Below are 22,492 nucleotides of genomic sequence, written 5' to 3'. Positions count from 1 at the left end.
TCGCTTAGATACTGGGTGTTTTTAACTCCATATTGGAGCAAACTGCAAATTGATTGATGGTGCTGGATTATTGTTCGGAAGGTCATGTTCAGAACATTGACGCCGGGACAAGGGGGGAAGCATGGAGACGCCCGAGGGACCTGATATCGGCCAAGTGAAGCTATCCTGGATCGAACCCGCCAGCGTTCTCGGCGTGCGCAAGCTGGTACAGGGGGCGATCGACATCGAGTTCGCGACCCTGCCGCCCTATCTCTACGCGTCGATGACGATCCTGCCCGAGACGAACGCAGCGGCGAAGGCGCGGCTGCAGTCGATCCTCATGCAGGAGATGGTTCACATGTGCCTCGCCTGCAACATCATGAATGCGATCGGCGGGACGGTGCGGATCAATGCGCCCACCTATCCGGGGCACCTCCCAGGCGATGTCGGCGGCAAGCTCGTCATTCACCTCTATCCTTTCTCGCTCGCCGCGATGGCACAGGGCATGGCGATCGAGAAGCCGCTCGATCCGGTGCAGCCAAGGTTGCTCAAGTCAGGCGCCAAGTCGACCGTCACGATCGGCGAATATTATGAGCGGCTGAAGGTCGCGTTGCGCAAGCTGCCCGCCTCGGCATGGAAGCCCAACCGCAACCAAGTGAATGACGGTCAATTCTTCCAAGGTCAGGTGTTCGCGGTGAACAATTGCGATGATGCCTGCCGCGCGATCGACGAGATCGTCTCGGAGGGCGAAGGCACGCCCGTCACGCCCGAGAACAAGGGGAGCCCCCTCGATTTTCAGAACGAACTCGCCCATTTCTACCGCTTCTGGGAGATATATCGCAACCAGGTGATCGAGAAGGACGTGGCGGCGGGCCCGGATGATTCGGGTTATAAATGGGGCGGCACGCTCGGAGTCGATTACAACAAGTCCTATCCGGCAATCGCCGATCCCGAGACGTATAATTTCAAGGGTGAGTCCGCAGCGGTGCGCGCTGCGCAGGACAAGTGCAACGCCGCCTATGCGGCGATGATCGCGGCGCTCGCCGCTGCCTTTTCGGGCAAGAACGGTCAGCTCGGCGTGGGGGTGCGGGCGATGTTCGATCTGCGCATGGCCGCGATCCAGGCGCTCAACACTCCGATGAAGAATGGCAAGGTCGCCGGGCCCGCCTTTCTTCCGCCCAAGCGTACCGGCACCACCAAGGGAGCGGCTGCATGAGCATCCTTGAATTCCCGCGCATCTATTTCGGTGGCCACGTCAGTTGGGACCCGATCACAACCAACAACAACACCATGCCGACCTGGGTGGCCGCCTATGACGAGGCCAATGCCGATCCGCAGCTGGGCGGCTCCCCGGTCACCACCGCAAAGGTAGGCGCCTATCGCAAGGCGGCGGTCGCTCAGATCCCGCAGCAGAATTGGGACCCGGACGGCACCCACCGCTCGGTATTCTATAATTGTTGCGTATCGGGGGTGGACCTTGGCAACGGCCTCGACACCAAGGACCCCTTCGTCAAGGCGCCCGTCAATCTGGCAGGCATGCTCGTCGACGCCGAACCTTACGGGCCCTATTCGTCGCAGCTCTTTTTCGACGCACTGGGCCTCGGCATAGACGGCGGTTGTCGCATCCTCGGCGTGCCGGTGCGGCGCTCGAGCGACCGGTACATCAATTTCTTCGCCAATCGATCGAACAACATGATTGCCGGCGTCGCCTCGGTACTTTGGCAGAGCTGCTACCAGTGGGACGGGGGGGCGGATGCCGACCGTCCGACGCTGCGCATCGATCCCTATGACTCGCCTGTCTTGCAGGCGCTCAAAAGCCAGATGGGGAAGCCCGGGGTTAAGGGCGTAATGGTCCGCTTCGTTACCTACGACACGGTCTATTATAACGACCCGGCACTGTCCAACAGCTCACCCGACGTCGCCAAACACGCAGCCGATCTTTTGGCGAAGTTCGCAGCCGGAGGCTTCCAGCCCAACCCTGCGCGCAGCCCGATGGTGGGGACCGTGGGCATCTGGCGCGAAGATGATCCGATGCACGAGCCCGGCGACCGTGCGCTGCTCACGAGCCAAATCCCCGTGCCGGTAGGCGGCGGCGCTCCGCCCGTACCATTTGGGAGCGGCTGGGCGAGGGTCGATCTGGAGCGTAAACGTATAGCGCTCGATCTCGGCAACTGCGTCCCCTGGATCAACCGCACGCCGGACAAGGCCGATGTCGGCCAGATATATCTGGAGGCCGGGGGAAAGACGCTCGCCGCGCTGTCTCCCGCACAATACGCGCAGGTCAGCTATGACGCGACAGCGGGGATCGTCGATATTCCGATACCGCCGGCATCGCTGTCCCTGCTCGACGGCGACCTCTCGCTCGTCGCCAAGATCGATGGAAAGCCGGTGACGTTACTGAAAGAGAAGGCCCTGCGCGCGATCCCGCTCGAGCCCAATCTCTACGTCGACCAAGATGACTCCGCCACTGCCGAAGTGCAGGTCTATGATCGCGGCAGGCCGGCCGGAAAGGGCATCACCGTCACCATGTCCGAGGTCGGCTCGCTTGAGAATGATCCGCTGGTCGCAGTGACCGACGCCGATGGCATTGCGCGATTCCCGCTCAAGACAAGCGTGCCGACCGTGACTCAATTGGTGTTCCAGCCCGGGCCCGACCCGGTGCTGCCGGTCACCTCGAGCAATTTCAACCCGCAGATATTTACCTACATGTATCTGCGCGTGCTGCCGGCGGACGACGATGTCGCTGCGCTGCCGCCGACATGGGCGAACGTCCATGAGAAAGTGCTTTCCTACTGGGAGGCGCTGGCGCCGTGCATGGACAATTGGCTCCCCCTCGGTGACGAGAAGCAGGTGCGCGCCTATGCTGCTGTGTTGCGCAAACTAACCGCAACGGACTATTTCGAGCGCTTCCGCTACATGCCCGTGACGCGCGACCTGACCCGGGGGCAGCGCGCCTTGCTCTACAAATTTCTCGACACTCCGGTGGCCCCGCCGCCGCCCGACAAGGCCAAGCTGAGCACGCACGGGCCTGAAGCGGGGGACACAACAGACTTCGGCAAGCTCGCGCGCGCGATGCGCTGAACATTGCGCGCACGTCTTTCCCTGGCGGCGCTCGCCGGCGCCCTGGCCGCTGCTCCCCATGCTCGGGCCCAGGCCGCAGACGATGGCACCATTGTCGTCACGGCGTCGCGCACCGCTGCAGACTCGCAGGTAATTGTGGCGGACCGAGACGCAATCGCGCGCCGTCAGCCCACCTCGCTGCTGGAGATACTCGACACATTGCCTGGCGTCCGCGCTTTCCCAACGGGTGGCCCCGCAGGGGGCAGCTTTCTCTCGATCCGCGGCGGCGAACCCAATTTTACGGCAGTGATGCTCGACGGGGTCCGGCTCAACGACCCTACCAACAGCGCTGGCGGCGCATTCGACTTCGCGCTGCTCGATCCGCTGGTCGTCGAGCGTGTTGAGGTGTCGCGCGTCGCCGCCTCTCCCATCCACGGCTCGGACGCGCTGTCGGGAGTGGTCCAGATCGTCACCCGCGATCTCGCCCGTCCCGGCTTTCGGGTGGGCGGCCAAGGCTGGCTGGACAGCCGCTATGGCGGAGCGGTCTCGGCAAGCCTTTCGGGCGGTTGGGAAGGCGGAGGGGTGTCCGTCGCCGGCGCCGGGTATCGCAGCGGCGATGGCGACCCTGCGGGGACGCTCGATCGCACCCAGGCCTTTGCGCGTGCGCGCCAGTCGATCGGCGGTTTCCGGCTGTCCGCGCTGGGGCTGCACGCCGAGACGAGCGGCGCTGGTTTCCCCGAGGACAGCGGCGGCCCGCTGCTCGCTTCGATCCGCACCCGCGAAGCCCGCAAGGGCCGCCTCTCGCTTGCAGCGCTCTCGCTGACGCGTGAGCCGGGGGCGGCAGTCCGGCCGAGTCTGTCGCTCGCCTGGTCGCGCCAGCATGCCGACAGTAGTGCACCCGCGATCGCGCCTGGCGTGCTCGACGGCGTCCCCGCCTCCACTTCCGACACGCGGTTCACGCGGCTTGAGGCAATCGGCTCGCTCGCCGCGGATCTCGGCCCGCTTACCCTTTCCGCGGGCGGTACGGTGCTGCGCGAGGAAGGGCGGAGCCGGGGCACGCTCGATTTCGGATTTCCAATGCCCGTGGCCTTTGCGCTCAGGCGCGTGACCTATAGCGGGTTCGGTGAAGGAACACTTCGGATCGCAGGTGGCGTCACACTGACCGGCGCGGCACGCTACGACAAGCTCGACGGAGGTAGCGGCAACTGGACCGGCGGCGGGCATTTGCGATGGGAGGTGGTTCCCGGCGGGCCGCGGCTGTTCGCGCACGTCGCCAGCGGGTATAAACGCCCCAGCCTCTACGCGCTCAGCCATCCTCTGATCGGCAATCCCGCCCTTTCGTCCGAGACCGGCCGAAGCATCGATGTTGGCATCGAGCTGCCGCTTCCCGGAGGTCAGGCGAGCTTCGCCCTGTTTGATAATCGTTTCCGTAATCTGATCGATTTCGACCCCGTCCAGTTCCGCCTCGTCAACCGTGACAATGTCGGCGCGCGTGGAGTGGAAGGGGCGCTGCGCCTCGAGCTTGGCGGCGGCTGGTCGGGCGGGGGGGCGATCACATACCTGGCGCTCGACAGCGCGACGCCGCTGCGGGGGCGCCCGCGCTGGAACGGAAATTTGCAACTCGCCTGGGAGAAGGGGTCGTGGCGCGCTGAGACGGCGCTGCGGGGCAACAGCGCTTTTGACGACAGCGCGATTCCTACCGGCGCGCGGATCACTGCGGGTCATGTGGAGGCCGATGCCGGGTTGCGCTACAGGCTGCGCGACCGCCTCGCGATTCGACTGACGCTGCGTAATCTGGGAGACAATCGCAGTTGGTACGCGGTAGGCACGCTGCGGCCGGGGCGCAGTCTGCGCCTGTCATTGGTGCTCGATTGAAGGCCGGTCTGGCGGTGGCGATGCGGACCGTCGATGCCCGAAGATGCGTCCGTGCCGGCTAGACTGAAGTCCGCGCTCCGAATTGCCGCCGCCATCCTGTTTCTGGCGATGCTTGTCCTTGTGCCCTTTTTCCTGTTCGCCCCGACGATCGAGGCGCGGATGGCGGGCAACATTGGCGTGCCGGGGGTGGTAACCGCCATTGTGGGGGGCACGCTGCTCGCCCTCGACATCGTCCTGCCGGTCCCGTCGAGTCTGGTCGCCACAGCGATGGGGGCTGCGCTCGGGAGCTTGACCGGGGCGTTTGTCAACACGCTCGGACTGACGGCCGGGTGCTTGCTGGGGCTGGTGATCGGGCGCTCGGGGGCGCCGCTTGCCGCGCGTATCCTGGGGCCGGCCCTCTATCCGCAATTCGTCCTCTGGACGGAGCGAAACGGAGTGGCTGCGGTGCTGCTGTGCAGGGCGGTGCCTGTGCTCGCCGAAGCGTCGATCGTCGCTGCCGGCGCCGCGAAGGGCAGGACAGGTCCGCTGATGGCGGCCGCAGGCTTCGCCGATCTTTGCCTTGGCGTTCTCTATGCGGTCGCCGGCGCCGCCCAGGGGCCGGCGGCTGCACCCTCTGCACCGGCCTTTGCGGCGGCGGTCGGCATTCCGGCTCTCGCTGCACTTGTCTCGTTGCTGGTGATGAAGTGGCCCGGCTCGTGATCGACGGATGGTCATTGGGATTGAGGACAAGTTGAAGGTTCAACGGTTGCAGGCGTCGAATGCAAATACTTGCGCGAGCGGCTGGATATGGACGAGACCAGCGGCAGGCTGGCGGTATTCGGGTACGAACCATTGCCAGATCTTGCGTATGCAGTTGCGCAAACGGCAGGGGGCGGGGCGCGATTTTCCGAGGTGGGACGGGTCAAGCCTAGGCACTATGGGGCGGCGAACGTCCGATCTCTGCGCCAGCCTGCGAGAACTGCCAGCGTGCTTCCGGCGCAGCGCCTGCCATTGCCCTCACCCAGCTTTACCGAGGCGTGACCGCCTGGGCATTCTCTGACACGCTTGGGAAGTTTCGTGATATCGCTAAGCGCCGCTTGGCAAATTACACAGAGACCGCGGCTGGTTGCCCTCGAACGCCCAGAACGCAGAACTTTCGTTAACGTTCGCGGCGTCAGGAAAGAGGTCATATCCGGTCAGCGCCTCGAGCGTGGCGATAGTAGTGACATGGGCTCGCAAATACGCGAGCGCGTCCGGACCATTCGGATTTGCAGTCGTGTGCGGTAGCAGCACGCTTAGTGTCTCGATTCTGCCATTGGGCCTTTCGACCGCGATGATTTTGTAAAAGGCGGAAGGTATGGCCACGCGCGCCTGCTTGTTCCTGGAAAGCATGCGCGGGGCCGCTGCATCCGGATCGCGTCGACCGTCACCGTCGCGATCGAACACACTGCCGCTAAGAACATAGACCACCTTATTCTTACGGGCCCAAAGCCTAGTGATACCTTCCAAGATCTGCCAAATTCCCCTATTTAACTGGCAATTTTGCGGCGCCATGTTCGACATGACGTACGTATTGACGGCCGAGCGCACCGTTTTGTCCTGGTCGGCGTCCGGCGTCATATGCCCCTGATCGTAAATCGGTTCGTCAAAATCGCTTGGCAGCGACGCCTGTTCTGGAGGCAACCTGGGGTCCTTGCGGAAGCAGTTCACCCGGCCATCAACCTTGCCGATCTCTGAATAGGTAAGCCGCTCAGCCGACCATAATGGCACGCGCAGGCTCGTGCTGTACAAATTCACATAGTCTCGTTGCACGAGCAGGCGGTCGCCCTCGGCATTGCTGGCCGGGATTCCCCAGGGCAGATGCGACTTGATCGATAGCGCCTGGTCCTTGGCGTTCAGCCAGAGCCACCGGTCGCCATCGGCTTTCTCGACCGCGGTACAGTTCCGGTTGGCCGCTGCCGAGGGCGTGGCAATGCCGGCCGAGCAAGCGGCCAGCGCAAATACAAACCATAATGATACGCGCATAATGAGCATTCCCCCCGATGTATCAAAGCCAGTCGGCAACGCCGCCATGGCGGCTGCAGGTGCCGCGGCGGCTTTGGCTGAAGCTGTATGTTCCATCTCGGCATTTGGCGCTGGCGCCGGCGGGAGGGCGATTTGATCGGCGGGGACGCGGAACGCAGGTGCCGCGCGAACTGCGATAATAGTCGGGCCCGCAAGAGTTGAGCGATGAGTAGGCGAATGGCAATTCTGTCGATGGGAGCAAGGACGAGGACATTGTTGGAGACGAAATCAGCGCCGACAAAGCAAGCAGCGACAGAAATTTTATATTTCGCATTGTATTGAGCCCCCTCACGGCCCTGGCAGGGTTATAAGGATTGCACGCAAACTTTATTTCCGGAAAGCCGAATTGGGGCCGATGTGGATACACATGGACGCCAGCGGCTCGGTCGTTAGCCGTTCTGCGCGTACTTCTTTCCGAAAGGAGCGGCAGAGGGACCGACCGCCTTGATTGGCCGCCAGCATTGAAGGGATGAAAACGGGGGGCAAAAGCTGGGACCGGCTGGGCCAGCTTTTGCGTAGGCCCTCTCCAGACGCCACCACCGGCGCGGGCCTAGGCGGCGCTAGACGCCGGCGCAGGTCATGCCGCGCTTGATCTGGGTTGTGGTCCGGGCAAGCGCGCGGCGCTTGTCTATGGCGTGGATGCGTCGGAGACGCTGATCGCCGCTGCACGCCGCACCAACTGCACGGCAATAGCCCAGGGTCGCATGGCGCTGACCCTCGGGCGGTTCGAGATTCCGCTGCTGGATGCCAATGACGTGCATTTATGGAGCGACAAGGCGGCGGTGGTCGGTGACGGTTTCAAGATAGCGTAATGTAGATCTCGGCCTCGATGCACCAGCTGGTGCTGATATATCGCCATTTGGCTGTATAGATGCCGCCCGTTTGACGGATGCCGCTGGACGAGGTCCCGGTCCAGTCACCCTGCTCGAATGCAATCGGTTCCACCGGGGAGACAGTCACCGTTTGCGGAGTTCTAACATAGATCCAGCGATCCTGTGCAGCAAACTCCCGCTTCCAAGCCGCGAGTTGGGCGTTGCGTCCTGATAGAAGCGCGCTGTCGGTGCCGGCGACCAAGATGACGGTCGGCGAAAGGAACGGCCCAATCGCAGACAGGTCGCCGGCTGCCAGCGCCCGGTTGAAGGCGGCTCGCCGCAAACGGATTTCCAGCTCGGCTCCAGTATGCATAGGGATGAGCTACTACAGAGCCGTTAAACCGCAAGCCATCAGAGCATAGATTCCTCGGCGGTCTGGAGGAGGCGACGGAGAGTGCCCGCCGCCAGACATGCCCTCGACTGAGCAATCAGAACCGAAGTTCTCGATCAAGATAGGCCCGCTTTTTCCAGCCCGAACATATTGTCCTGGGAGCCGAGCACCGATTGGAACGCGATTGAAGCACGGTTCCAGGCGTTAATCACCATCACCATGTAGGTGAGGTAAACCAACTCGTCTTCCGAGAACTGGGCACGCACTTCCGCGTAGAGGTTTTCCGGTACACCCTCGGGCAAGATCCGGGTGAGCGCTTCGGTCCACGTCAGTGCCGCACGCTCACGATCGCTGAAGAGGGTCGATTCACGCCAGATCGCGACGTGGTGGAGGCGCAGCTCGCGCTCGCCGTGAAGCTTGGCCTGTTTGATGTGCATGTCGAGACAGAAGGCACAGCCATTCAACTGTGACGCACGTATCTCGACCAGGCTCAGGATGGCCTGCTCGACTGTCCCCTTCTTGAGTGCGAGAGTAAGCTCGGTCAGCTTCTGCGTCAGCGCCGGCACTTGGCGCATATGATTTAGTCGTTCGGTCATGGTCTGGAGATCCAATACGTCGGAGAGTGTCAAGGCTTGGCTTTGGTCGGCAGGCGGAACGGCGCGCCAAGTCGATTGAAGGCATTCATCGCCGCGATCGCGATCGTCAGGTCGACCAGGTCGCGTGGCTCGAACACTGCCGCGGCGGCGGCATAAGCCTCGTCCGAGGCGTGGGTCTCGCTAACCCGCGTAACTTCTTCGGCCCAGGCGAGCGCCGCGCGATATCGCGGATCGAACAGGTGCGGCACCTCAGGCCAGACCGGCAGCAGCACCACTTTGTCGAGCGGCATCGACTTGAGGAGATCCCGCGTATGCAAGTCGATGCAGTGCGCGCAGCCATTGATCTGCGACACGCGTAGGAACACGAGGTGGATCATCTCTTCGGGTAAATTGGTTGCTGTCGTGACGTAATGGTGCACGCCGAACAGTGCCTGGGCGCCCTTCGGCGCCACCTCATGCCACACCAGCCTCTTGATCTCGTTCATGCCGTCGTTCCTTGCAGCAACGTCCAATCGACGCTCGCTGCACTGACGAGGCGGGTTTTGACGGTGTGACATCGCCAAAGGATTTTTGGTTCTGCCGCGAGCATGTCACGTTGCGCCGGACTGGCTCGTCACATCGGAGAAACCATTGGAGCGACGCAAGATGACGAGGGGCGACAGCGTGGAGGTGCCGACAAAGGCGATCGAACCGGGCTCTCGCCTGGCTGACTTTCAGCGCGAGCGGAAGCGGCTTGTCCGCCTGGCCTATCGAATGCTCGGCTCGTTCAGCGAAGCCGAAGACGTCGTCCAGGATAGCTGGTTGAGATGGGAGCAGGTCGAAGGAGGGATCGATTCGCCTGCCGCCTATCTGACGCGCGTGGTCACACGGCTATGCCTCGATCGCCTGAAATCCGCTCGCGCGCGCCGCGAAACCTATATCGGCCCATGGCTGCCCGACCCCCTGGTGGCCGCGGCCGACCCCGACGAAATGATCGCCGACGACATCACGGTCACGCTGATGCTCGCGATGGAGCGCCTGTCCCCGCTGGAACGCGCGGCTTTCCTGCTGCACGACATATTCGACGTGGCCTTGAGCGATATTGCCGTGGCACTTGATCGCGAGCCAGCGGCGGTCCGCCAATTGGCGTCTCGGGCGCGCAAGCATGTCCAAGCGGCTCGGCCGCGTTTCAGCGTTGAGGCGGCGGAGGCAGACCGGATCACGCAGGGATTCTTCGTTGCCGCGCGCGATGGGGATATTGCTTCGCTAGCCTCGCTGCTTGCACAGGAGGTCGAGATCCATTCGGACGGCGGCGGCAAGGTCCTGGCGTTCCGCAACGTGCTTCGAGGCCTCGATCGCGCGCTGCGCCTATTCGCTGGACTGCGGCGCAAGAATGCGCCGACCTCCGAGCTGCTGCGCATGGTCGAGATCGACGGGCTGCCTGGCTATATCAGCGTCGACCGCGGCCTCGTGCAGACCACGGCGCTCGATATACGCGACGGCAAGATCGCGGCGATCTACATCGTTCGCAACCCCGACAAGTTGCAGCACCTGATAGGCGACGTGAACCGCTTCTGTTTCGCGGGCCAGTCGCTCTCGAGCGCATGATCGTCCGGCGTAAGGATGCTGCCTGGCGCGGCGGCGGCCCGCCGCCGACTTGGAGTAGGTCGGTTTGCTCTGATCCATTCGGCAGCAAGCGAGATGCGTTGCGGCTTGCTGCCCTGCGGAATAGGCTCGTACGATGTGCAACCTCTACCAGCTGCGCAAGAGCGCTGCCGAAGTGGCGGCACACTTCGGCGTTGAGAACCCGGTGGTCTCCAATGCCGGGGAGGAAGTGTATCCGGGCTACCCGGGCATGGTGGTTCGAGAACTGACGGGCACGCGCGTGCTTCAGTCGATGGTATGGGGCTTTCCGTTGCGGCTGAAGACGATGCGCCCCACCGCCAAGCCCAAACCGGTCAACAATATCGCGGATCTGCGCAAGGGGATGTGGGTCGGACTTGCGCGCAAGCCCGAATGGCGATGCCTCATCCCGCTTTCGGGTTTTGCGGAAGCGGAGGGAGCCAAGGGCGCGAAGACGCGGACGTGGTTCGGCGTCAGGGATGAGCCCCTCTTCGCCTGGGCGGGATTATGGCGAGAGAGTGCCGAGTGGGGCCCGGTTTATTCCGGCGTAACGACCGACTGCAACGAAGCGATCCGACCGGTCCACGACCGCATGCCGGTGCTGCTACACCGCAGCGAGTATGATCGATGGCTGCGCGGCAGCTTTGATGAAATTCTGGGGTTTCAGGACCGCTGTTTCCCTGATGATCTGATCGTGATGGAGCGAACGGACCAGCCGTGGGTGAAACGCAAGGGTGGGGTCGAGCAGGTTTCGCTACTCTAACCGAAAAGGGGGAGTTGCCGCGATACCCCCGATCGGCGGACGCCATGCCGATTATGGCTGTCCCGGCGATCCCACCGAGCCGTTGCATGCGAAAAGGCGCGACGGCAAGAATATGGCGGCAACCTTGTCCGGACGGGGAATTTGCAGCGCGCCCTTCACGCCCGAAACCTGCTGACTGCACGCCGCCATTCCGCGTCAGTTGGAAGCGGTAGGCTGGTGACCGTTGGCGGGTCTCGGGTGAGTTCTATTGCTGTACCGCGTCGCCCACAGCATCTGCAGCGCAGGCGCGCACCGACCTGTGCTAGCAACTCCGACCAATGCTTCCGCTGGAACAGCCACCACAGCGCGGCGGCATGAAAGCTGGCGGTATGTCCGCACCGACTGCAGGTCGCATTGACCGTTCGATGAAACGCGGCTGCCTCGAAAAGCGTCCTTGGGACCTGCCCGCCATCGCTATCATAGCGCGCCATTATCTAACCAGCCGAAGCCGGGGGCCTGCCGCGTCGGGCGCGCGCTGGAGCCCGAGCAACGGCACCTGCGCTTTTGGGACGACGCGCAGCAAGGCGCCGGGCCAGTCGGGAAACATCGCCCGGACCTTGGCGGACAGCAATGTCGCCGCCGGCTCGTCGCCCAGCACGGTCACATCGTATCCGCACCACAACTCCGGCGGGATTCGGCCGAGTCTGTATCGGCCCGCTACGACCAGAACCGCCGGCGGGTGGAGCTCACGGCGCCCCGCGACGAAGCGCGCGAGGCATATCGGTAGCTGAGCTGCCTTCCACGCCTCATAGGCTTCGCGCGAGTTTGCCTGTCCCAGCCGGTAGCCTTCGACTCTGCCGACGTGGATCAACCAGCCGCCATAGGTGTATGTCTCAAGCTTGATTGGCCATCTATGGGCCAGCCAATTGGTTCGCTCGATCGCATCCATCCGAAGTCAGGCGTGTGCCTGCTCAATAAACAGCTGCGGTTGTATCGCCCGATCGCCCAAAACCGCGCGCGCTTGCTGCGCCGCGCCGACGGCCTGTCGATAGTGGATGGTCTTGAACCGCTCCGCCTCCTCGAAGCCGACCGGTGCCCATTCCTCGCTCGGATAGCAGGCCTCATAGATCGCGCGCGCAGCCGCGCGAAGCTGGAGGTCATGCTCCATGCCCATGCTCCTCTTTTGTCGAATCACAGTATCGACGGCGGAATGGAGTTAGAACATAAAGTGAACATTGCGCAAGCCGGCTCGTGCCTCTGCGCCCATTGACTGATGCGCCGCAGCCTATGGCATGGCGTGGGTCTAGTTTCCCGCCCGATGGACCTGGCGCAACTTTGTCCATCGCTCGATCTCCCGTGCCGCCTCAGGGGCCGGCGACACCCGGTCGCGCAGCCAGAAATCGAGCCAGGCAAGATTGCGCGCGTAAATGGTAAGTCGATGCGCCGGATGCATCTTGGTGTGCCATTCGTCGGGGTAGACGAACATCTCCACGGGAACGCCGTGGCTCCTGAGCGCCGAATAGCCCTCGGCGGCCATTCGGAACTCGTTGTCGGCAAGCTGCATGAGGATCGGTACGTCCAGGCGCCCTGCATTGAGCGCCAGCGACTGCGGTCGCCAGAAAGCGCGGCCATCCTCGCCGGCGGCCGGATAGTTCCACTGCGCGACGGTTGCGCCGTAGCTCGGCCCGACGATGTAGATCGCGCTGGGATCCTCGCAGCAGCTGCTCATAATGGCGGCCTTGAATCGCGAGGAGTTGTTGAGGGCGAACTGTACCGTACTTGCCCCGTCGCTCATCCCGGTGATTGCGATCGCATCCGGCTCGATCACGCCGCGTGCTACCGCGGCGTCGATGCCGGCATCCAGTGCCTGAAAAATTCGACGTCGTCCCGCCCAATTGCGCACCTTGATTGCCTGCGCGGCCATGGCGTCGGGCGCGGCGGCTGCGGCCTCATCCTCCGAAGGCATCTGGAAGCTCAACACGGCATATCCCTGCTGGGCAAACAGCTGGATCGGATATTCGTCGCCGATCCCGCCGCGCAGAAATCCGCGGGAGAAATACTGGACGACAACCAGCGGGTGGCGCTGGCCGATTTTGTGGTCCGGAGGAAGCACCAGGTCGCCATAGGTCGACACGCCGTCACGATCGCTCCAGCGCATGCGTTCGGCACGTCCGAGGCGAAAGGAGGCGAATTCAGGATTGGGGTCGAACACAGTGGTTCGCGCGCCTGTCCGAAGGTCAATTCGTACGATCACGCGCGGGCGGACCAGCGTCTCCTGCGCGCAGTAAAGCGCTGGGCCAGCCTTTTCACATCCGAGCAGCAGGTCCTCGGTTTCGAACAACCGCACCGGCGCCGTGCGCGAGCCGGTCTGCCACCGATAAAGCGCGGTTCGCCCGCCATTTTCAGGCGTGGCCGCACGCAGAAAGAACAACGCGCCGGCATCTCCCCACCACAGTCCGGCGATCCCTTGACCGCACGCCTCGAGCGCGCAGGTCATGCGACTGTGCCCGATCTCCACGTGCAAAAGCGTGGGTCCCCTGGGGCGGTCGTCGCGCGCGTTGCCGACCCAGGCAACAGCACCTGATGCCGACCGTGCGGAGCGAACGGCGCCAGGGCGATCGGCAGGACTTTTCCGAAGCCGGGCCGCCTCTGCTGCACCGATCGCACGCACCGAGCCGGTGGACACGTCTACGAGATTGACTTCGGTTGGAATCGTCGCGCTCGGATGCGGCTGCGCATCGGCAATCGTCCAGAAGCGCTCGTCATAGAGGTACCCGCGCTTCCCCTCTTCGTCGATGGCTGCGCGGGCACGATCGACACCCTCGCGGGTCGTGACGAGCAGCGAACGACCATCGTCGGACCACGCTATCCGCAGCGGCTCGGTTTCCATCCGGGTGAGCCGCTTGGCGGGGCCGCCATCCACGGCGACGACCCACACCTGGGTAACGCCAGCGTCGCGGCGAAGAAATGCAATGGCCCTTCCGTCGGGCGACCAGGCCGGCGGCGCGGAATGAATCAGCCCACTGGGGATCGCGGCGATACCATGCACGTCGTTGCGGCTGGGAATCGCCTGGCCGCCGACGTCAAGCAGGCGCGGTCGCGATCGGCCGACGAGCGGCACGAGCACGATGCCGACACAGTAGCTGTCGGCGACGGTATCGGCGCGTCGCAGCGTCAGCGCTGCGAACCTTCCGTCGGGCGACAGAGCGAAAGGCTCGCGGCCCGCAGGGGCGGTCACCTGCCCGAAGTCGCGCAATTCGATCAGATCACGGGCCGTCAGCGGGATTTCGCCTGTTGCCGCCCGCGAGGAAGACGACAACAGGCGCTCCGAACAGGTCGCGGGCGTAGCGTGCGCACCGGCGATCCCGCTGAAGAAGAACATGGCAATCGAAGCCAAAGGGCGGACGGTCACCATGTCTTGGTGACCTGGAATGCTACGAACCGACCCAAGGGGCTCGCATTCTCGGCATCGAAGCCGGTGGTCAGCGTGCCGACGATATAGCTGACATAGGGCGGATCGCGATCGAACAGGTTGCTGGCATTAAGGCTGATCCGAGCCCCCTTGAGCACACCGCCGGCATTCGGAAACCGATAGCTGAGATTGAGGTCGAAAGTCGTCCAGGACGCGACTCTCTCGGGCGTCGCGGTGGTCCCGTTGAGGTAGCTGTCGGCGTAATTGGCAAACAGCATCGCACCGAATCCGCCGCTGCTCCAGCCGGCACGGGCGCGCACGCGAAGATCGAGCGGATTGCCCACCGTGCCGACCACATCGACCGGGACCGACGTGGCGGTTACCTGCTGCTCGATTTTTGCGATGTAGGTCGCAACCGCGCCCAGCTCGGCCCGCCCGCCGGCAAGGCCGAATGCATAGCTAAGATCGACATCAAGCCCTGCCTGATGGACGATCGACAGGTTCCGGGTGCGCGCGTCCGCGATGGCACGGATCGGCGCAGTGCGCGGGAGGCCGCCTAGATCGCTGTAGTAAGGGGAGGCGTAGAGCGCGGCGACGCGCGAGGGCGCCGGGTCGAAGGTCAGGATAGGGTCGTAAATGTCCCGCCGGACCAGAAAGCTGGTCAGGCCCGAGGCCACCGACGCGATCCGGTCGCGGTAATCGATATCGAACCAGGTGACGCTGAGACGCAAGTCGGGAACGACTGCGGGCCGGAGGTCGGCGCCGAGCGTCCAGGTCGTCGCGCGCTCGGGACGGAGTTCCGGATCGTTGCCCCGCAGGACCATCAGATTGGAGGTCCCCGTTGGCGATTGCGGGTCGGCAACCGGATAGGCGAAATAGGTGATCGCACCGGGATCCTGGCGGAGCTCGGTGAACCCCGGCGCGCGGAAGGACTTGCCGTAACTCCCGCGAACGGTCAGTCCGCCCAACGGCTCCCAGCTGACGCTGAACTTGGGGTTCGTCGTCCGCCCGAAATCGCTATAGTCCTCGGTGCGTAGCGCGGCGGACAGATCGAGACGGCGAAACAGCGGAATGCGAGCCCCCTCGCCGAATATCGGGACGAGAAGCTCGCCATAGAGTCCTTTGACGATCCGCACGCCCGGGAGCGGCGTGCCAGCATTCGCGACCGGAGCCAGTGTCGAGGTGTAAGTGAGATTGATGCCGTCGCGGTAGCGGTCCTCGCGATATTCGCCACCGAGCGCGATCCTTGCCGAACCTGCCGGAAGGGCGACAAGCGGGCCGTCGGCCCGCAGCGTCGCGGACCAGACGCTCCCCTCCCAGCCGCGCTTGGTATAGCCGCGGATCGCTTCGATCGTCGCGGGATTGGTCGAGGGGCCGTCGCCGAACAGGTTGTATGCCGTCGCGGGATTGGTATCGGCCAGCGCCAGGGCAAGCCGCGCGCTGTTGACGCGGTTCAGATAATCATATCGCTCGACCTGGCGTCCCCCGGTCGCGTGCACGTCGATCGTCCAGGGCCCGACCCGGGCTTCGAGGCCGGCGGTGGCGCCATAGGCGCGGACCTCGCCGCGATAGCGCTCGTTACCGAGGTCCCGCGAGAAGCTGTAGTTCACGCCGACCGGCTGGCGCGTGCCGATCGGATCGACATAAAAGGGATTGGTGACCGGAACGGTCCTCCTGCTGTCCGCTCCGGTCCGGACGGCCTGGTCGAACCGGCGCCAGGTCGAGAGCCCCCGCGCATAGAAGCGGAGCGTTTCACTCAATTCCTGGTCGAGCGACAGGAAAAGCGAGTGCCGCTGTTGCTCGGGAAGGATATCGACGCCTGCCCAACCGTCGCCGCGATTGGTCGCGCCGCGCGTGAGCTGGCCCGGCGTCAGCCCGACGCCGTTCTGGTTCGCCGGAATCGCGAAGTTGATGCCGCCCGCGACGATCGTGCCCGGGCTCGCATAGTTACCGCGGCGGTCGGTGCCGCCATATGCGCGAAGGTCTTCGGTGATGTATGCGCGATCGCCGGCAGCGAGGCGATCGCGCTTGTAATATTCATAGGCGGCGACCGCATGGCCGCCCTGCCAGCGCACGCCGACCAGCTGGCTGAACTGATATTCCTGGGCATCGCCGTCGGCGGTGCCGAACCGGAAGCTCGTCTCGGCGCCGCGAAAGCGATCGCGGGTGACGACGTTGACGACGCCGGCGACGGCATCGGACCCATAGATGGCGGAGGAGCCGTCGGGGACGACCTCGACACGCTCGACAATCGAAGCCGGGACGATGGACAGGTCGGCAAAGGTACCGAAAGCGCCGCCGAGCGGCGGGCGATCGCCGTTGATCAGGAGCAGTGTCGAGTTCTGCCCGAGCCCGCGCAGATTGACGCCCGAACCGCGTGCAGTATTGCCGTTCCCGGCAGCGGTAAGCAGCCCACTGGTCCCTTCATTGGCACCACCCCCATAATTTTGCGGGATCGACTGGACCAGCTGCTGGGTCGTCGCGAACCCGCCCTCTTCCATCGTCTCGCGGTCGAGCGTGATAACGCTGACGCCGACGGGCGCCTGGCCGCGTATCCGGGTCCCAGTCACGACAATCGCACCGGCGCGGTCGTCGTTCTGAACAGAATCGTCACCTGCTTTGCTGATCGGTCGAACGACCAGCGTTTCGCCGACGCGCACCCATTGAAGGCCGCTGCCGCGCAGCAGCGCGTCGACTGCCTGCTCCGGCTGATAGCTGCCCTTGAGGGGAGGCGCCTGGAGCCCTGACACGAGATCGCCGGACGCGATGATGTCACGTCCGGTTTGCAACGCGACTTGTCTCAGCGATAGGCTCAGATCCTGCGCCGGAAGGTCGAAAGACCGCCCGTCAGCAACTTGTGCGCATGCCGGCGCTACCACGGTGGTCATTGCTGTTCCCGCCAATGCGAGCGCAGCCTTCTTCCCCGAAATCATCGAATTCGTCCCCTTTGCTGGGCGCCGCTGTCGCGGCTGCGGGGGACTTGACGACGATCGCGGGCACTACCTCCCAAAAAAGTTCGGAAGACGACGATCAGCCTTTTCGGCGCAGGATCCAGCCCTCCGGCGCGCGCTCGGCGCGCAATCCGAATGCCTCCGCCAGGGCGGCAGCGAGCGCATCAACGGGAAGCGGCCGGAAGGCCCCCGTCACGGGCAGCATGGCCAGGTCTTGCGATGCGAGACGGATCTTGGTCGAGGAATAGCGATTGGTCTCGGCAATCACCTCCGCCAGCGGAACGCGATCGAAACTCAGCATGCCGGATACCCATTGCGTCGCGCCCGCCGCGAAGGGGCGGACGGAGCCCTGCGCTCCGAAACTGGTCAGGCATTGCCCCGCCATAAGCCGGACGCTCTGTCCGTTCCGGTCGGTTCCCTGCGCGCTGTCGATACGGGCGGTCCCGCGCAATATGCTTATTCGACCGCCCGGCGGAGCAAGGTTCACATCGAACGTCGTATCCGAGGCGGAGATCATGCGCCCGTCCGCCTCGACGCGAAGCGACTTCGCGGAGGACCGCACGTCGAAGCGGGCTCTGCCGCGCAAAAGGCGCAGTGTCTGCAAATCGCCGATCCGGCCGATTTCGACGGCGCTGTCGGTGTCGAGAGTTATCGCCGAGCCGTCGGAAAGCCGCACAGAGCGCATCTCCCCGACTGCGGTCGCCAGCACGGGTGCCACGCGTGCCGCAACGACGGGCTCTGCTACCGGGGCGGCAAGCAAGGTATAGGCGAGCCCTGCCACGGCAAGCGCGGCAAGTCCCGCAAGCGCAGGTCGGGCAAAGGGGATCGACAGGAGCGGTGCCCGCCGCGCGGGGAGTTGCCGGGCGCGCCCGATCTTCGTGTGGGCAAGCCCGCCCGCCCGCCGCCACATTGCTTCGACCTCTGCATAGGCGGCGGCGTGCATTGGGTCCGCGGCCCGCCAGGCCTCAAAATCCGGTCGCAGTCGTTCTCCGTCGGGCCCGCGCAACCGCGCGAACCAGGACGCCGCCTCGTCCCGTGTCTTTGCGCTTGGGGACGTTTCTTCGTACGGTGCCATCAGAGCGTTTCCGAAAGGCGCGCGAGTTGCGCAATGGCGCGGATCATCTGCTTCTCAACGCCGCTGACCGACATGCCCGTCGCCTCCGCGATCTCAGCATAACTCAGACCGTCCAGTCGGTGCGCCAAGAAAATCTCCCGCGTTTTGGGCTTCATACGCGCCAATACCGCTTCAAGCCGGGCGAGGCCATCGCGTGCCTCCAACCTTTGCATCTCGTTTGCCGCGGGAATAGCCTCCTCGTCGAGCGGTGCATGGAGGGGCTCGGAATGCCGCAACGCCGTCTTTGCGCGGTCGCGCAGCAGGTTTTTCGCGATCTGGCGGAGATAGGCCTGAGGGCGAAGCAGCCCGCGGGTCGCCGATTCGCTGCGCGCCATGCGGAGAAAGGCTTCCTGGGCGAGGTCGCTGGCATCGTCCGGATCGGCGCGGTGACGCGTAAAAAACCGGACGAGCAAATGGCGCTGGTCGCGGTACAGCATCTCCAGCGAGACGCCCGGCTCCGGCGTGGCCGCGCGGGGCAGGGTCTCGGGCTCCGCCGTTCGCTTCGGCGGGGGACCGCTCACTGTCCGGTCCCCCTCTCGGGGGCATTTCCGCGCGATGATCGTACGACCCCAGCCATGGTCCCGCCTCTTTCCGGGAGGCGGGCCAGCAGGATGCCGGGTGTTGAGAACAAACTTGTGGGTTTGCGATGACGCCTTTGGCCGCGAACGGCTTGGACATGCGCGCCAACCACCCGGCAACCAAGGCTGCCAGCATAATTCTCCACAAGGAGGTTCTCACGCCTCCGCGCTTAGTATCAAGCGCAACTAACTGTAGAATTGAAACCGGATTGAAGGCAAGCATTTAGAAATGTTCTTTAAAATCGGCGCATCCTGATTGCATCGGGCTTGCTCCTTGCGCGCTTGCGCAACGGTCGTCCGGCCAACTTGTCATTCGGAAACCCTGTGTCCATAGTCGGACTCCAACGTGGCATTTCGCCGACCAGGACAGGGGAATGGCTCAGCAAACGTGCCGCGCGAGGCGACCGGATGCGCTTCGATCGGGATTTCTTTACAGGGCCTGCACGACTGCAAGCTAAGGCCCTGTATGTTTCAAGCGGACGTTCTGCGACCATGTGCAACTCGTCGCAGTCGTCTGCCGCAGCTTCAACAACAACTCTCAATCCTTCGAGCAAGGAACGGAACCGAGTGAATGCTTCCGACCCGGGACCAGCTTCGCCTCATCAATCTTCTGGAGGATGCGCTTGAGATCGCCGACCAACTCAAAATAAACATTGCCGTCTGCCATATCGATCACGCGCTTGCCACGGTCGAAGCGCGCTGCGGCCTGGAGCGCGCGGTCACCGAAGAAAGCGAACAATCGCGGACATAGCGCTCCATCTGGTAATAGGCGTTCTCGACAAGGCTGAGCCAGGTCCTGCGGCGATCTGCGGGATCCGACTCGCGCCTTAGGATACCCTCCTGCTCGAGATGCGCGATCCAGCGAAGAGCGGTCGTCGGCGGCACATCCGCTGCAATCGCAGCACTCGAGACCGAAACGCGGCGCCCTTCGCTCCGCGCGATGTACAGATCCAGCATAAGGTCCCATGCGGGCTCGGTGAAGGCAGTTGCCACTTCGCCGAAATAGCGGCCGCGCTGCCTGCGCGCTTGATAGAGCGCCTTCGCCATCTCGACGAGATGCGGTTCGGTCCCCGTACCGGCGGGCAGCGTATTTCCCGCCCGCACAGTGTCCTTCTCACGCATCCTTACCAGCGCAAGCGCTGCCTCGAGAAGATGTGCAAGTTCCGCATCGCTCGGGGTAAGGGTCATTCGAGATCTCCGCGCGCTCTCAAGCTGGTGCAGTGGCTCCCCGCTACGATCAGATGGTCGTGCACGTGGATGCCGATGTGAGAAAAGAGACCAATCATCCGTCGCGTGAAGGCGACGTCTTGGGTGCTGGGGAGAAGTCCGCCGCCCGGATGATTGTGCGCAAAGACCAGTGCCGATGCTTCAAGCTCGAGCGCGCGATTTACGATAGCCCTTGCCGACACCAACAGCCGGCCGGGCTCACCCTCGCCGACCTGCTCGTCTGCGATCAGCCGGTTCCCGCGATCGAGATACAAAGCAAGCAGCCGCTCGGTGGGACAATCGCCAAGCGTCGCTACAAGAAAGCGTGCCAGATCCTCGCCGACCATCGCTGTTCGACCGTCTAACAGCCGGTCTCGCAGGCTGTGCGCGAGAAGCGCATGATGTGCCTCGATCAGTTGCGCGAAATCACGATCGGAAACGCGCTCAAGCTTCGCGCGATCGAGCGACATCACTGCTCCCAGCGATCCGAAACGGTCCACCAGCACCTGTGCACGACGCTGCGCTTGCCTTCCGAGCGGGGCTAGAAGCTGCTCCAGGATCGCCGCATCGCGCCGCCGGCGGTCAGACGCTGATGGACACGCGTCGCTAGGATCAGGCCGATTACGATCCCGTACGACCACATCGCCTGCATCAAACCATAGACGACCGGGTGGATGGTCAGATCCATCGCCTTGGCGAGATGCGCGGCCAGCGCCAGCAGCTGAAACGCGCTCAGCCATATCGGCCAGAACCGATTGGCGCGAAGCGCGATTGCGAAAAGGGCGATAAAGCGCGTGATGTCGATAAGCACGTGCGTCGGATCGACGGCCCAAAATCGCAGGGCAAAAGACAGGTGCAGGATCGGGTCGGCTGCCATCGTCGACAGCACAAGGATGCCCACAATGCGCTCCGGATGTCCGCCGCATCGAATCGCATAAGTACCGCCACCGAGCGCCAAGCCGATGTAGAGCGCGCTTCGAAGGATGGCGCCGTAGACATAGGTTTGCCCATAAATTGCCGTCCGGGGTGCCGTCGTCACCGCGAAGATCGCGATCGCAACGAAGAAACACAGGGTGCCGATTGCAACTGCGACGCGCATGCTCCGACAGGGCCACCATCGGAGCACACGGTCAAGTGCTGGCTCAGCCGACCAAGGTCAGCGGCTCGGTGCGACGGCGCCGGAGGCCATTTGCCTGACCTCGCACAGCATCCTCCGATAGCGGATGAATATCGTCGCTTGCCAGAACGCGATATTGGTCCTCAAGCTTGCCGTGGACGCGCAGCACCGTGCTGCCGCCTTCGATAGCCTGGCTGAGCGCGCGATGAAGCATCAGGACCGTCGGTTGCGCAGCCGCAGGCATGATGCCGGCCTGGCGACGCTTAGCGACCGCACCAGCCATCAGATTGGCGATGGCGACCACAGCGTCTTCCATTGCGACCTCAGCGGCATGGATAAGAGGCGACACTTCAGCAGCTAGTTCGTGGATATCGTTCGACATGACATTCCCCCTGCACGGCGCAGAGGGCGCCGCAGCTATTTCGAGTTTTGGTAGGCTGGAAGGACCCTGCTTGCCCATTTGCTGCCTTGCTCGCCTGCCGTGATCAGCGTGAACACGATTGCGACGATGAGAAAGGCGGCAGCGGGAATCAGCAAAGCACGAACGATCGGGCTCAAGTCATCCGGTCTACCCCAAGGAACCCGGGCTGACCCCCCGCTCAGGTCGAGACGAGGCGGAACATAGGCGGCGTGCGCCTCTGCCAACTCGAATGCGTCCTGAGGCGCTGGCCCCTCCGGCGAGAACGGGTCTGCCTCGGTTTCACGGTGTTCGGCAACGCTCGGCAATTCATATATCAATTGCTCATATGGTCCCGGCGCGAAGCGCATGACGAGTTCGGCGGCCTCTATGCGGCTCGTCACCCCCAGCCTTTGCTTGGCGCGCTCGATCTGGGCGTCGATCGCATAGGGGGTGACCCCCGCCAGCTTGGCGATCTCTTTCGATGTTTTGCGGTGGTAGGTCAGCCTCAGGCTATTCCGCTGCTTCTCGGAAAGGCTCGCGACCCGCTCGGCATCGTCTTGGCGGACTGCGCTCATATCGACCGTCCCTTTGCTGACTCCGGAATGATCTCCAAC

At 63.8% G+C, this 22,492-nt stretch carries 23 protein-coding genes; 7 read left to right on the top strand and 16 right to left on the bottom strand.

Features of this window, described 5'->3' with window-relative positions; translation table 11 throughout:
* The first annotated feature begins 121 nt into the window (after window positions 1–121).
* The 4 genes from ACG3SL_RS17940 to ACG3SL_RS17925 are packed head-to-tail and all read left to right on the top strand — an operon-like array spanning window position 122 to window position 5,613.
* Window positions 122–1,195: a ferritin-like domain-containing protein gene (locus tag ACG3SL_RS17940; protein WP_448662528.1), complete on the top strand. Its 1,074-nt coding sequence runs from the start codon at window positions 122–124 to the stop codon at window positions 1,193–1,195.
* Window positions 1,192–3,060 (top strand): hypothetical protein, encoded by a 1,869-nt coding sequence (locus tag ACG3SL_RS17935; protein WP_448662527.1) that lies wholly within the window; start codon window positions 1,192–1,194, stop codon window positions 3,058–3,060. The genes ACG3SL_RS17940 and ACG3SL_RS17935 overlap by 4 nt, the downstream gene beginning before the upstream one ends.
* Before the next feature lie 3 nt (window positions 3,061–3,063).
* Window positions 3,064–4,914 (top strand): TonB-dependent receptor plug domain-containing protein, encoded by a 1,851-nt coding sequence (locus tag ACG3SL_RS17930; RefSeq protein WP_448662526.1) that lies wholly within the window; start codon window positions 3,064–3,066, stop codon window positions 4,912–4,914.
* 33 nt (window positions 4,915–4,947) lie between these two features.
* On the top strand, window positions 4,948–5,613 hold the full coding sequence (locus ACG3SL_RS17925) for a hypothetical protein (RefSeq protein WP_448662525.1): 666 nt from the start codon (window positions 4,948–4,950) through the stop codon (window positions 5,611–5,613).
* A 366-nt stretch (window positions 5,614–5,979) separates the two neighbouring features.
* On the opposite strand, the gene ACG3SL_RS17920 is transcribed toward ACG3SL_RS17925, so the two are convergent.
* Entirely contained in the window at window positions 5,980–6,966 is a 987-nt protein-coding gene (locus tag ACG3SL_RS17920) for a DNA/RNA non-specific endonuclease (protein ID WP_448662524.1), read from the bottom strand.
* Window positions 6,941–7,171 (bottom strand): DUF3761 domain-containing protein, encoded by a 231-nt coding sequence (locus ACG3SL_RS17915; protein ID WP_448665162.1) that lies wholly within the window; start codon window positions 7,169–7,171, stop codon window positions 6,941–6,943. The genes ACG3SL_RS17920 and ACG3SL_RS17915 overlap by 26 nt, the downstream gene beginning before the upstream one ends.
* 421 nt (window positions 7,172–7,592) lie before the next feature.
* On the opposite strand from ACG3SL_RS17915, the gene ACG3SL_RS17910 reads away from it, so the two are divergent.
* Window positions 7,593–7,769, top strand: a complete 177-nt coding sequence (locus tag ACG3SL_RS17910; protein WP_448662523.1) for a hypothetical protein — start codon at window positions 7,593–7,595, stop codon at window positions 7,767–7,769.
* On the opposite strand, the gene ACG3SL_RS17905 is transcribed toward ACG3SL_RS17910, so the two are convergent.
* The 3 genes from ACG3SL_RS17905 to ACG3SL_RS17895 all read right to left on the bottom strand — a co-directional run bounded on the left by ACG3SL_RS17905 (window position 7,756) and on the right by ACG3SL_RS17895 (window position 9,241).
* Window positions 7,756–8,142 carry a DUF4440 domain-containing protein gene (locus ACG3SL_RS17905; RefSeq protein WP_448662522.1) on the bottom strand — a complete coding sequence of 129 codons (387 nt, stop codon included), beginning with the start codon at window positions 8,140–8,142 and terminating at the stop codon, window positions 7,756–7,758. The genes ACG3SL_RS17910 and ACG3SL_RS17905 overlap by 14 nt on opposite strands.
* A gap of 134 nt (window positions 8,143–8,276) precedes the next feature.
* Window positions 8,277–8,756: a carboxymuconolactone decarboxylase family protein gene (locus ACG3SL_RS17900; RefSeq protein WP_448662521.1), complete on the bottom strand. Its 480-nt coding sequence runs from the start codon at window positions 8,754–8,756 to the stop codon at window positions 8,277–8,279.
* A gap of 29 nt (window positions 8,757–8,785) precedes the next feature.
* Entirely contained in the window at window positions 8,786–9,241 is a 456-nt protein-coding gene (locus tag ACG3SL_RS17895) for a carboxymuconolactone decarboxylase family protein (protein ID WP_448662520.1), read from the bottom strand.
* 160 nt (window positions 9,242–9,401) lie between these two features.
* Here ACG3SL_RS17895 and ACG3SL_RS17890 point away from each other — a divergent pair, with 160 nt between their 5' ends.
* Together ACG3SL_RS17890 and ACG3SL_RS17885 are read left to right on the top strand one after the other, a co-directional pair.
* Window positions 9,402–10,343 (top strand): sigma-70 family RNA polymerase sigma factor, encoded by a 942-nt coding sequence (locus tag ACG3SL_RS17890; protein ID WP_448662519.1) that lies wholly within the window; start codon window positions 9,402–9,404, stop codon window positions 10,341–10,343.
* Window positions 10,344–10,476: 133 nt separating this feature from the next.
* Entirely contained in the window at window positions 10,477–11,121 is a 645-nt protein-coding gene (locus ACG3SL_RS17885; protein ID WP_448662518.1) for an SOS response-associated peptidase, read from the top strand.
* 469 nt (window positions 11,122–11,590) lie between these two features.
* Here ACG3SL_RS17885 and ACG3SL_RS17880 read toward each other — a convergent pair whose 3' ends face one another.
* The 11 genes from ACG3SL_RS17880 to ACG3SL_RS17830 all read right to left on the bottom strand — a co-directional run bounded on the left by ACG3SL_RS17880 (window position 11,591) and on the right by ACG3SL_RS17830 (window position 22,453).
* A complete protein-coding gene (locus ACG3SL_RS17880; protein WP_448662517.1) occupies window positions 11,591–11,971 on the bottom strand; it encodes a hypothetical protein in 381 nt (126 codons plus the stop codon).
* An 84-nt stretch (window positions 11,972–12,055) separates the two neighbouring features.
* The gene (locus ACG3SL_RS17875) at window positions 12,056–12,268 is read right to left on the bottom strand and encodes a hypothetical protein (protein ID WP_448662516.1); all 213 of its coding nucleotides are present in this window, start codon (window positions 12,266–12,268) and stop codon (window positions 12,056–12,058) included.
* Between the two features lie 135 nt (window positions 12,269–12,403).
* Window positions 12,404–14,515, bottom strand: coding sequence for an Atxe2 family lasso peptide isopeptidase (locus ACG3SL_RS17870; protein ID WP_448662515.1), 2,112 nt, complete (start codon window positions 14,513–14,515; stop codon window positions 12,404–12,406).
* Window positions 14,509–17,301 carry a TonB-dependent receptor gene (locus ACG3SL_RS17865; protein ID WP_448662514.1) on the bottom strand — a complete coding sequence of 931 codons (2,793 nt, stop codon included), beginning with the start codon at window positions 17,299–17,301 and terminating at the stop codon, window positions 14,509–14,511. The genes ACG3SL_RS17870 and ACG3SL_RS17865 overlap by 7 nt, the downstream gene beginning before the upstream one ends.
* 241 nt (window positions 17,302–17,542) lie before the next feature.
* The gene (locus tag ACG3SL_RS17860; protein WP_448662513.1) at window positions 17,543–18,538 is read right to left on the bottom strand and encodes a FecR family protein; all 996 of its coding nucleotides are present in this window, start codon (window positions 18,536–18,538) and stop codon (window positions 17,543–17,545) included.
* Entirely contained in the window at window positions 18,538–19,098 is a 561-nt protein-coding gene (locus ACG3SL_RS17855; protein ID WP_448662512.1) for an RNA polymerase sigma factor, read from the bottom strand. The genes ACG3SL_RS17860 and ACG3SL_RS17855 overlap by 1 nt, the downstream gene beginning before the upstream one ends.
* A 729-nt stretch (window positions 19,099–19,827) precedes the next feature.
* Window positions 19,828–20,343, bottom strand: coding sequence for a MarR family transcriptional regulator (locus ACG3SL_RS17850; protein WP_448662511.1), 516 nt, complete (start codon window positions 20,341–20,343; stop codon window positions 19,828–19,830).
* Window positions 20,340–20,831 (bottom strand): JAB domain-containing protein, encoded by a 492-nt coding sequence (locus ACG3SL_RS17845; RefSeq protein ID WP_448662510.1) that lies wholly within the window; start codon window positions 20,829–20,831, stop codon window positions 20,340–20,342. The genes ACG3SL_RS17850 and ACG3SL_RS17845 overlap by 4 nt, the downstream gene beginning before the upstream one ends.
* A 71-nt stretch (window positions 20,832–20,902) precedes the next feature.
* A complete protein-coding gene (locus ACG3SL_RS17840; RefSeq protein ID WP_448662509.1) occupies window positions 20,903–21,460 on the bottom strand; it encodes a hypothetical protein in 558 nt (185 codons plus the stop codon).
* Between the two features lie 43 nt (window positions 21,461–21,503).
* On the bottom strand, window positions 21,504–21,860 hold the full coding sequence (locus ACG3SL_RS17835; protein ID WP_448662508.1) for a hypothetical protein: 357 nt from the start codon (window positions 21,858–21,860) through the stop codon (window positions 21,504–21,506).
* Between the two features lie 35 nt (window positions 21,861–21,895).
* A complete protein-coding gene (locus ACG3SL_RS17830) occupies window positions 21,896–22,453 on the bottom strand; it encodes a LuxR C-terminal-related transcriptional regulator (RefSeq protein ID WP_448662507.1) in 558 nt (185 codons plus the stop codon).
* Window positions 22,454–22,492: the final 39 nt, after the last annotated feature.

The sequence above is a fragment of the Sphingomonas degradans genome (genome assembly GCF_053502645.1).
Note: the sequence above shows the minus strand (reverse complement) of the source record. Positions and strands in the feature narration are given on the sequence as shown.

Excerpts from the sequence above, each read along its gene's own strand:
- ACG3SL_RS17940 (WP_448662528.1), top strand. The coding sequence starts at position 122 with ATGGAGACGCCCGAGGGACCTGATATCGGCCAAGTGAAGCTATCCTGG.
- ACG3SL_RS17935 (WP_448662527.1), top strand. The coding sequence starts at position 1,192 with ATGAGCATCCTTGAATTCCCGCGCATCTATTTCGGTGGCCACGTCAGT.
- ACG3SL_RS17925 (WP_448662525.1), top strand. The coding sequence starts at position 4,948 with ATGCCCGAAGATGCGTCCGTGCCGGCTAGACTGAAGTCCGCGCTCCGA.
- ACG3SL_RS17920 (WP_448662524.1), bottom strand. The coding sequence starts at position 6,966 with ATGGCGGCGTTGCCGACTGGCTTTGATACATCGGGGGGAATGCTCATT.
- ACG3SL_RS17915 (WP_448665162.1), bottom strand. The coding sequence starts at position 7,171 with ATGTCCTCGTCCTTGCTCCCATCGACAGAATTGCCATTCGCCTACTCA.
- ACG3SL_RS17905 (WP_448662522.1), bottom strand. The coding sequence starts at position 8,142 with ATGCATACTGGAGCCGAGCTGGAAATCCGTTTGCGGCGAGCCGCCTTC.
- ACG3SL_RS17900 (WP_448662521.1), bottom strand. The coding sequence starts at position 8,756 with ATGACCGAACGACTAAATCATATGCGCCAAGTGCCGGCGCTGACGCAG.
- ACG3SL_RS17895 (WP_448662520.1), bottom strand. The coding sequence starts at position 9,241 with ATGAACGAGATCAAGAGGCTGGTGTGGCATGAGGTGGCGCCGAAGGGC.
- ACG3SL_RS17890 (WP_448662519.1), top strand. The coding sequence starts at position 9,402 with ATGACGAGGGGCGACAGCGTGGAGGTGCCGACAAAGGCGATCGAACCG.
- ACG3SL_RS17885 (WP_448662518.1), top strand. The coding sequence starts at position 10,477 with ATGTGCAACCTCTACCAGCTGCGCAAGAGCGCTGCCGAAGTGGCGGCA.
- ACG3SL_RS17875 (WP_448662516.1), bottom strand. The coding sequence starts at position 12,268 with ATGGAGCATGACCTCCAGCTTCGCGCGGCTGCGCGCGCGATCTATGAG.
- ACG3SL_RS17870 (WP_448662515.1), bottom strand. The coding sequence starts at position 14,515 with ATGGTGACCGTCCGCCCTTTGGCTTCGATTGCCATGTTCTTCTTCAGC.
- ACG3SL_RS17860 (WP_448662513.1), bottom strand. The coding sequence starts at position 18,538 with ATGGCACCGTACGAAGAAACGTCCCCAAGCGCAAAGACACGGGACGAG.
- ACG3SL_RS17850 (WP_448662511.1), bottom strand. The coding sequence starts at position 20,343 with ATGACCCTTACCCCGAGCGATGCGGAACTTGCACATCTTCTCGAGGCA.
- ACG3SL_RS17845 (WP_448662510.1), bottom strand. The coding sequence starts at position 20,831 with ATGTCGCTCGATCGCGCGAAGCTTGAGCGCGTTTCCGATCGTGATTTC.
- ACG3SL_RS17840 (WP_448662509.1), bottom strand. The coding sequence starts at position 21,460 with ATGCGCGTCGCAGTTGCAATCGGCACCCTGTGTTTCTTCGTTGCGATC.
- ACG3SL_RS17835 (WP_448662508.1), bottom strand. The coding sequence starts at position 21,860 with ATGTCGAACGATATCCACGAACTAGCTGCTGAAGTGTCGCCTCTTATC.
- ACG3SL_RS17830 (WP_448662507.1), bottom strand. The coding sequence starts at position 22,453 with ATGAGCGCAGTCCGCCAAGACGATGCCGAGCGGGTCGCGAGCCTTTCC.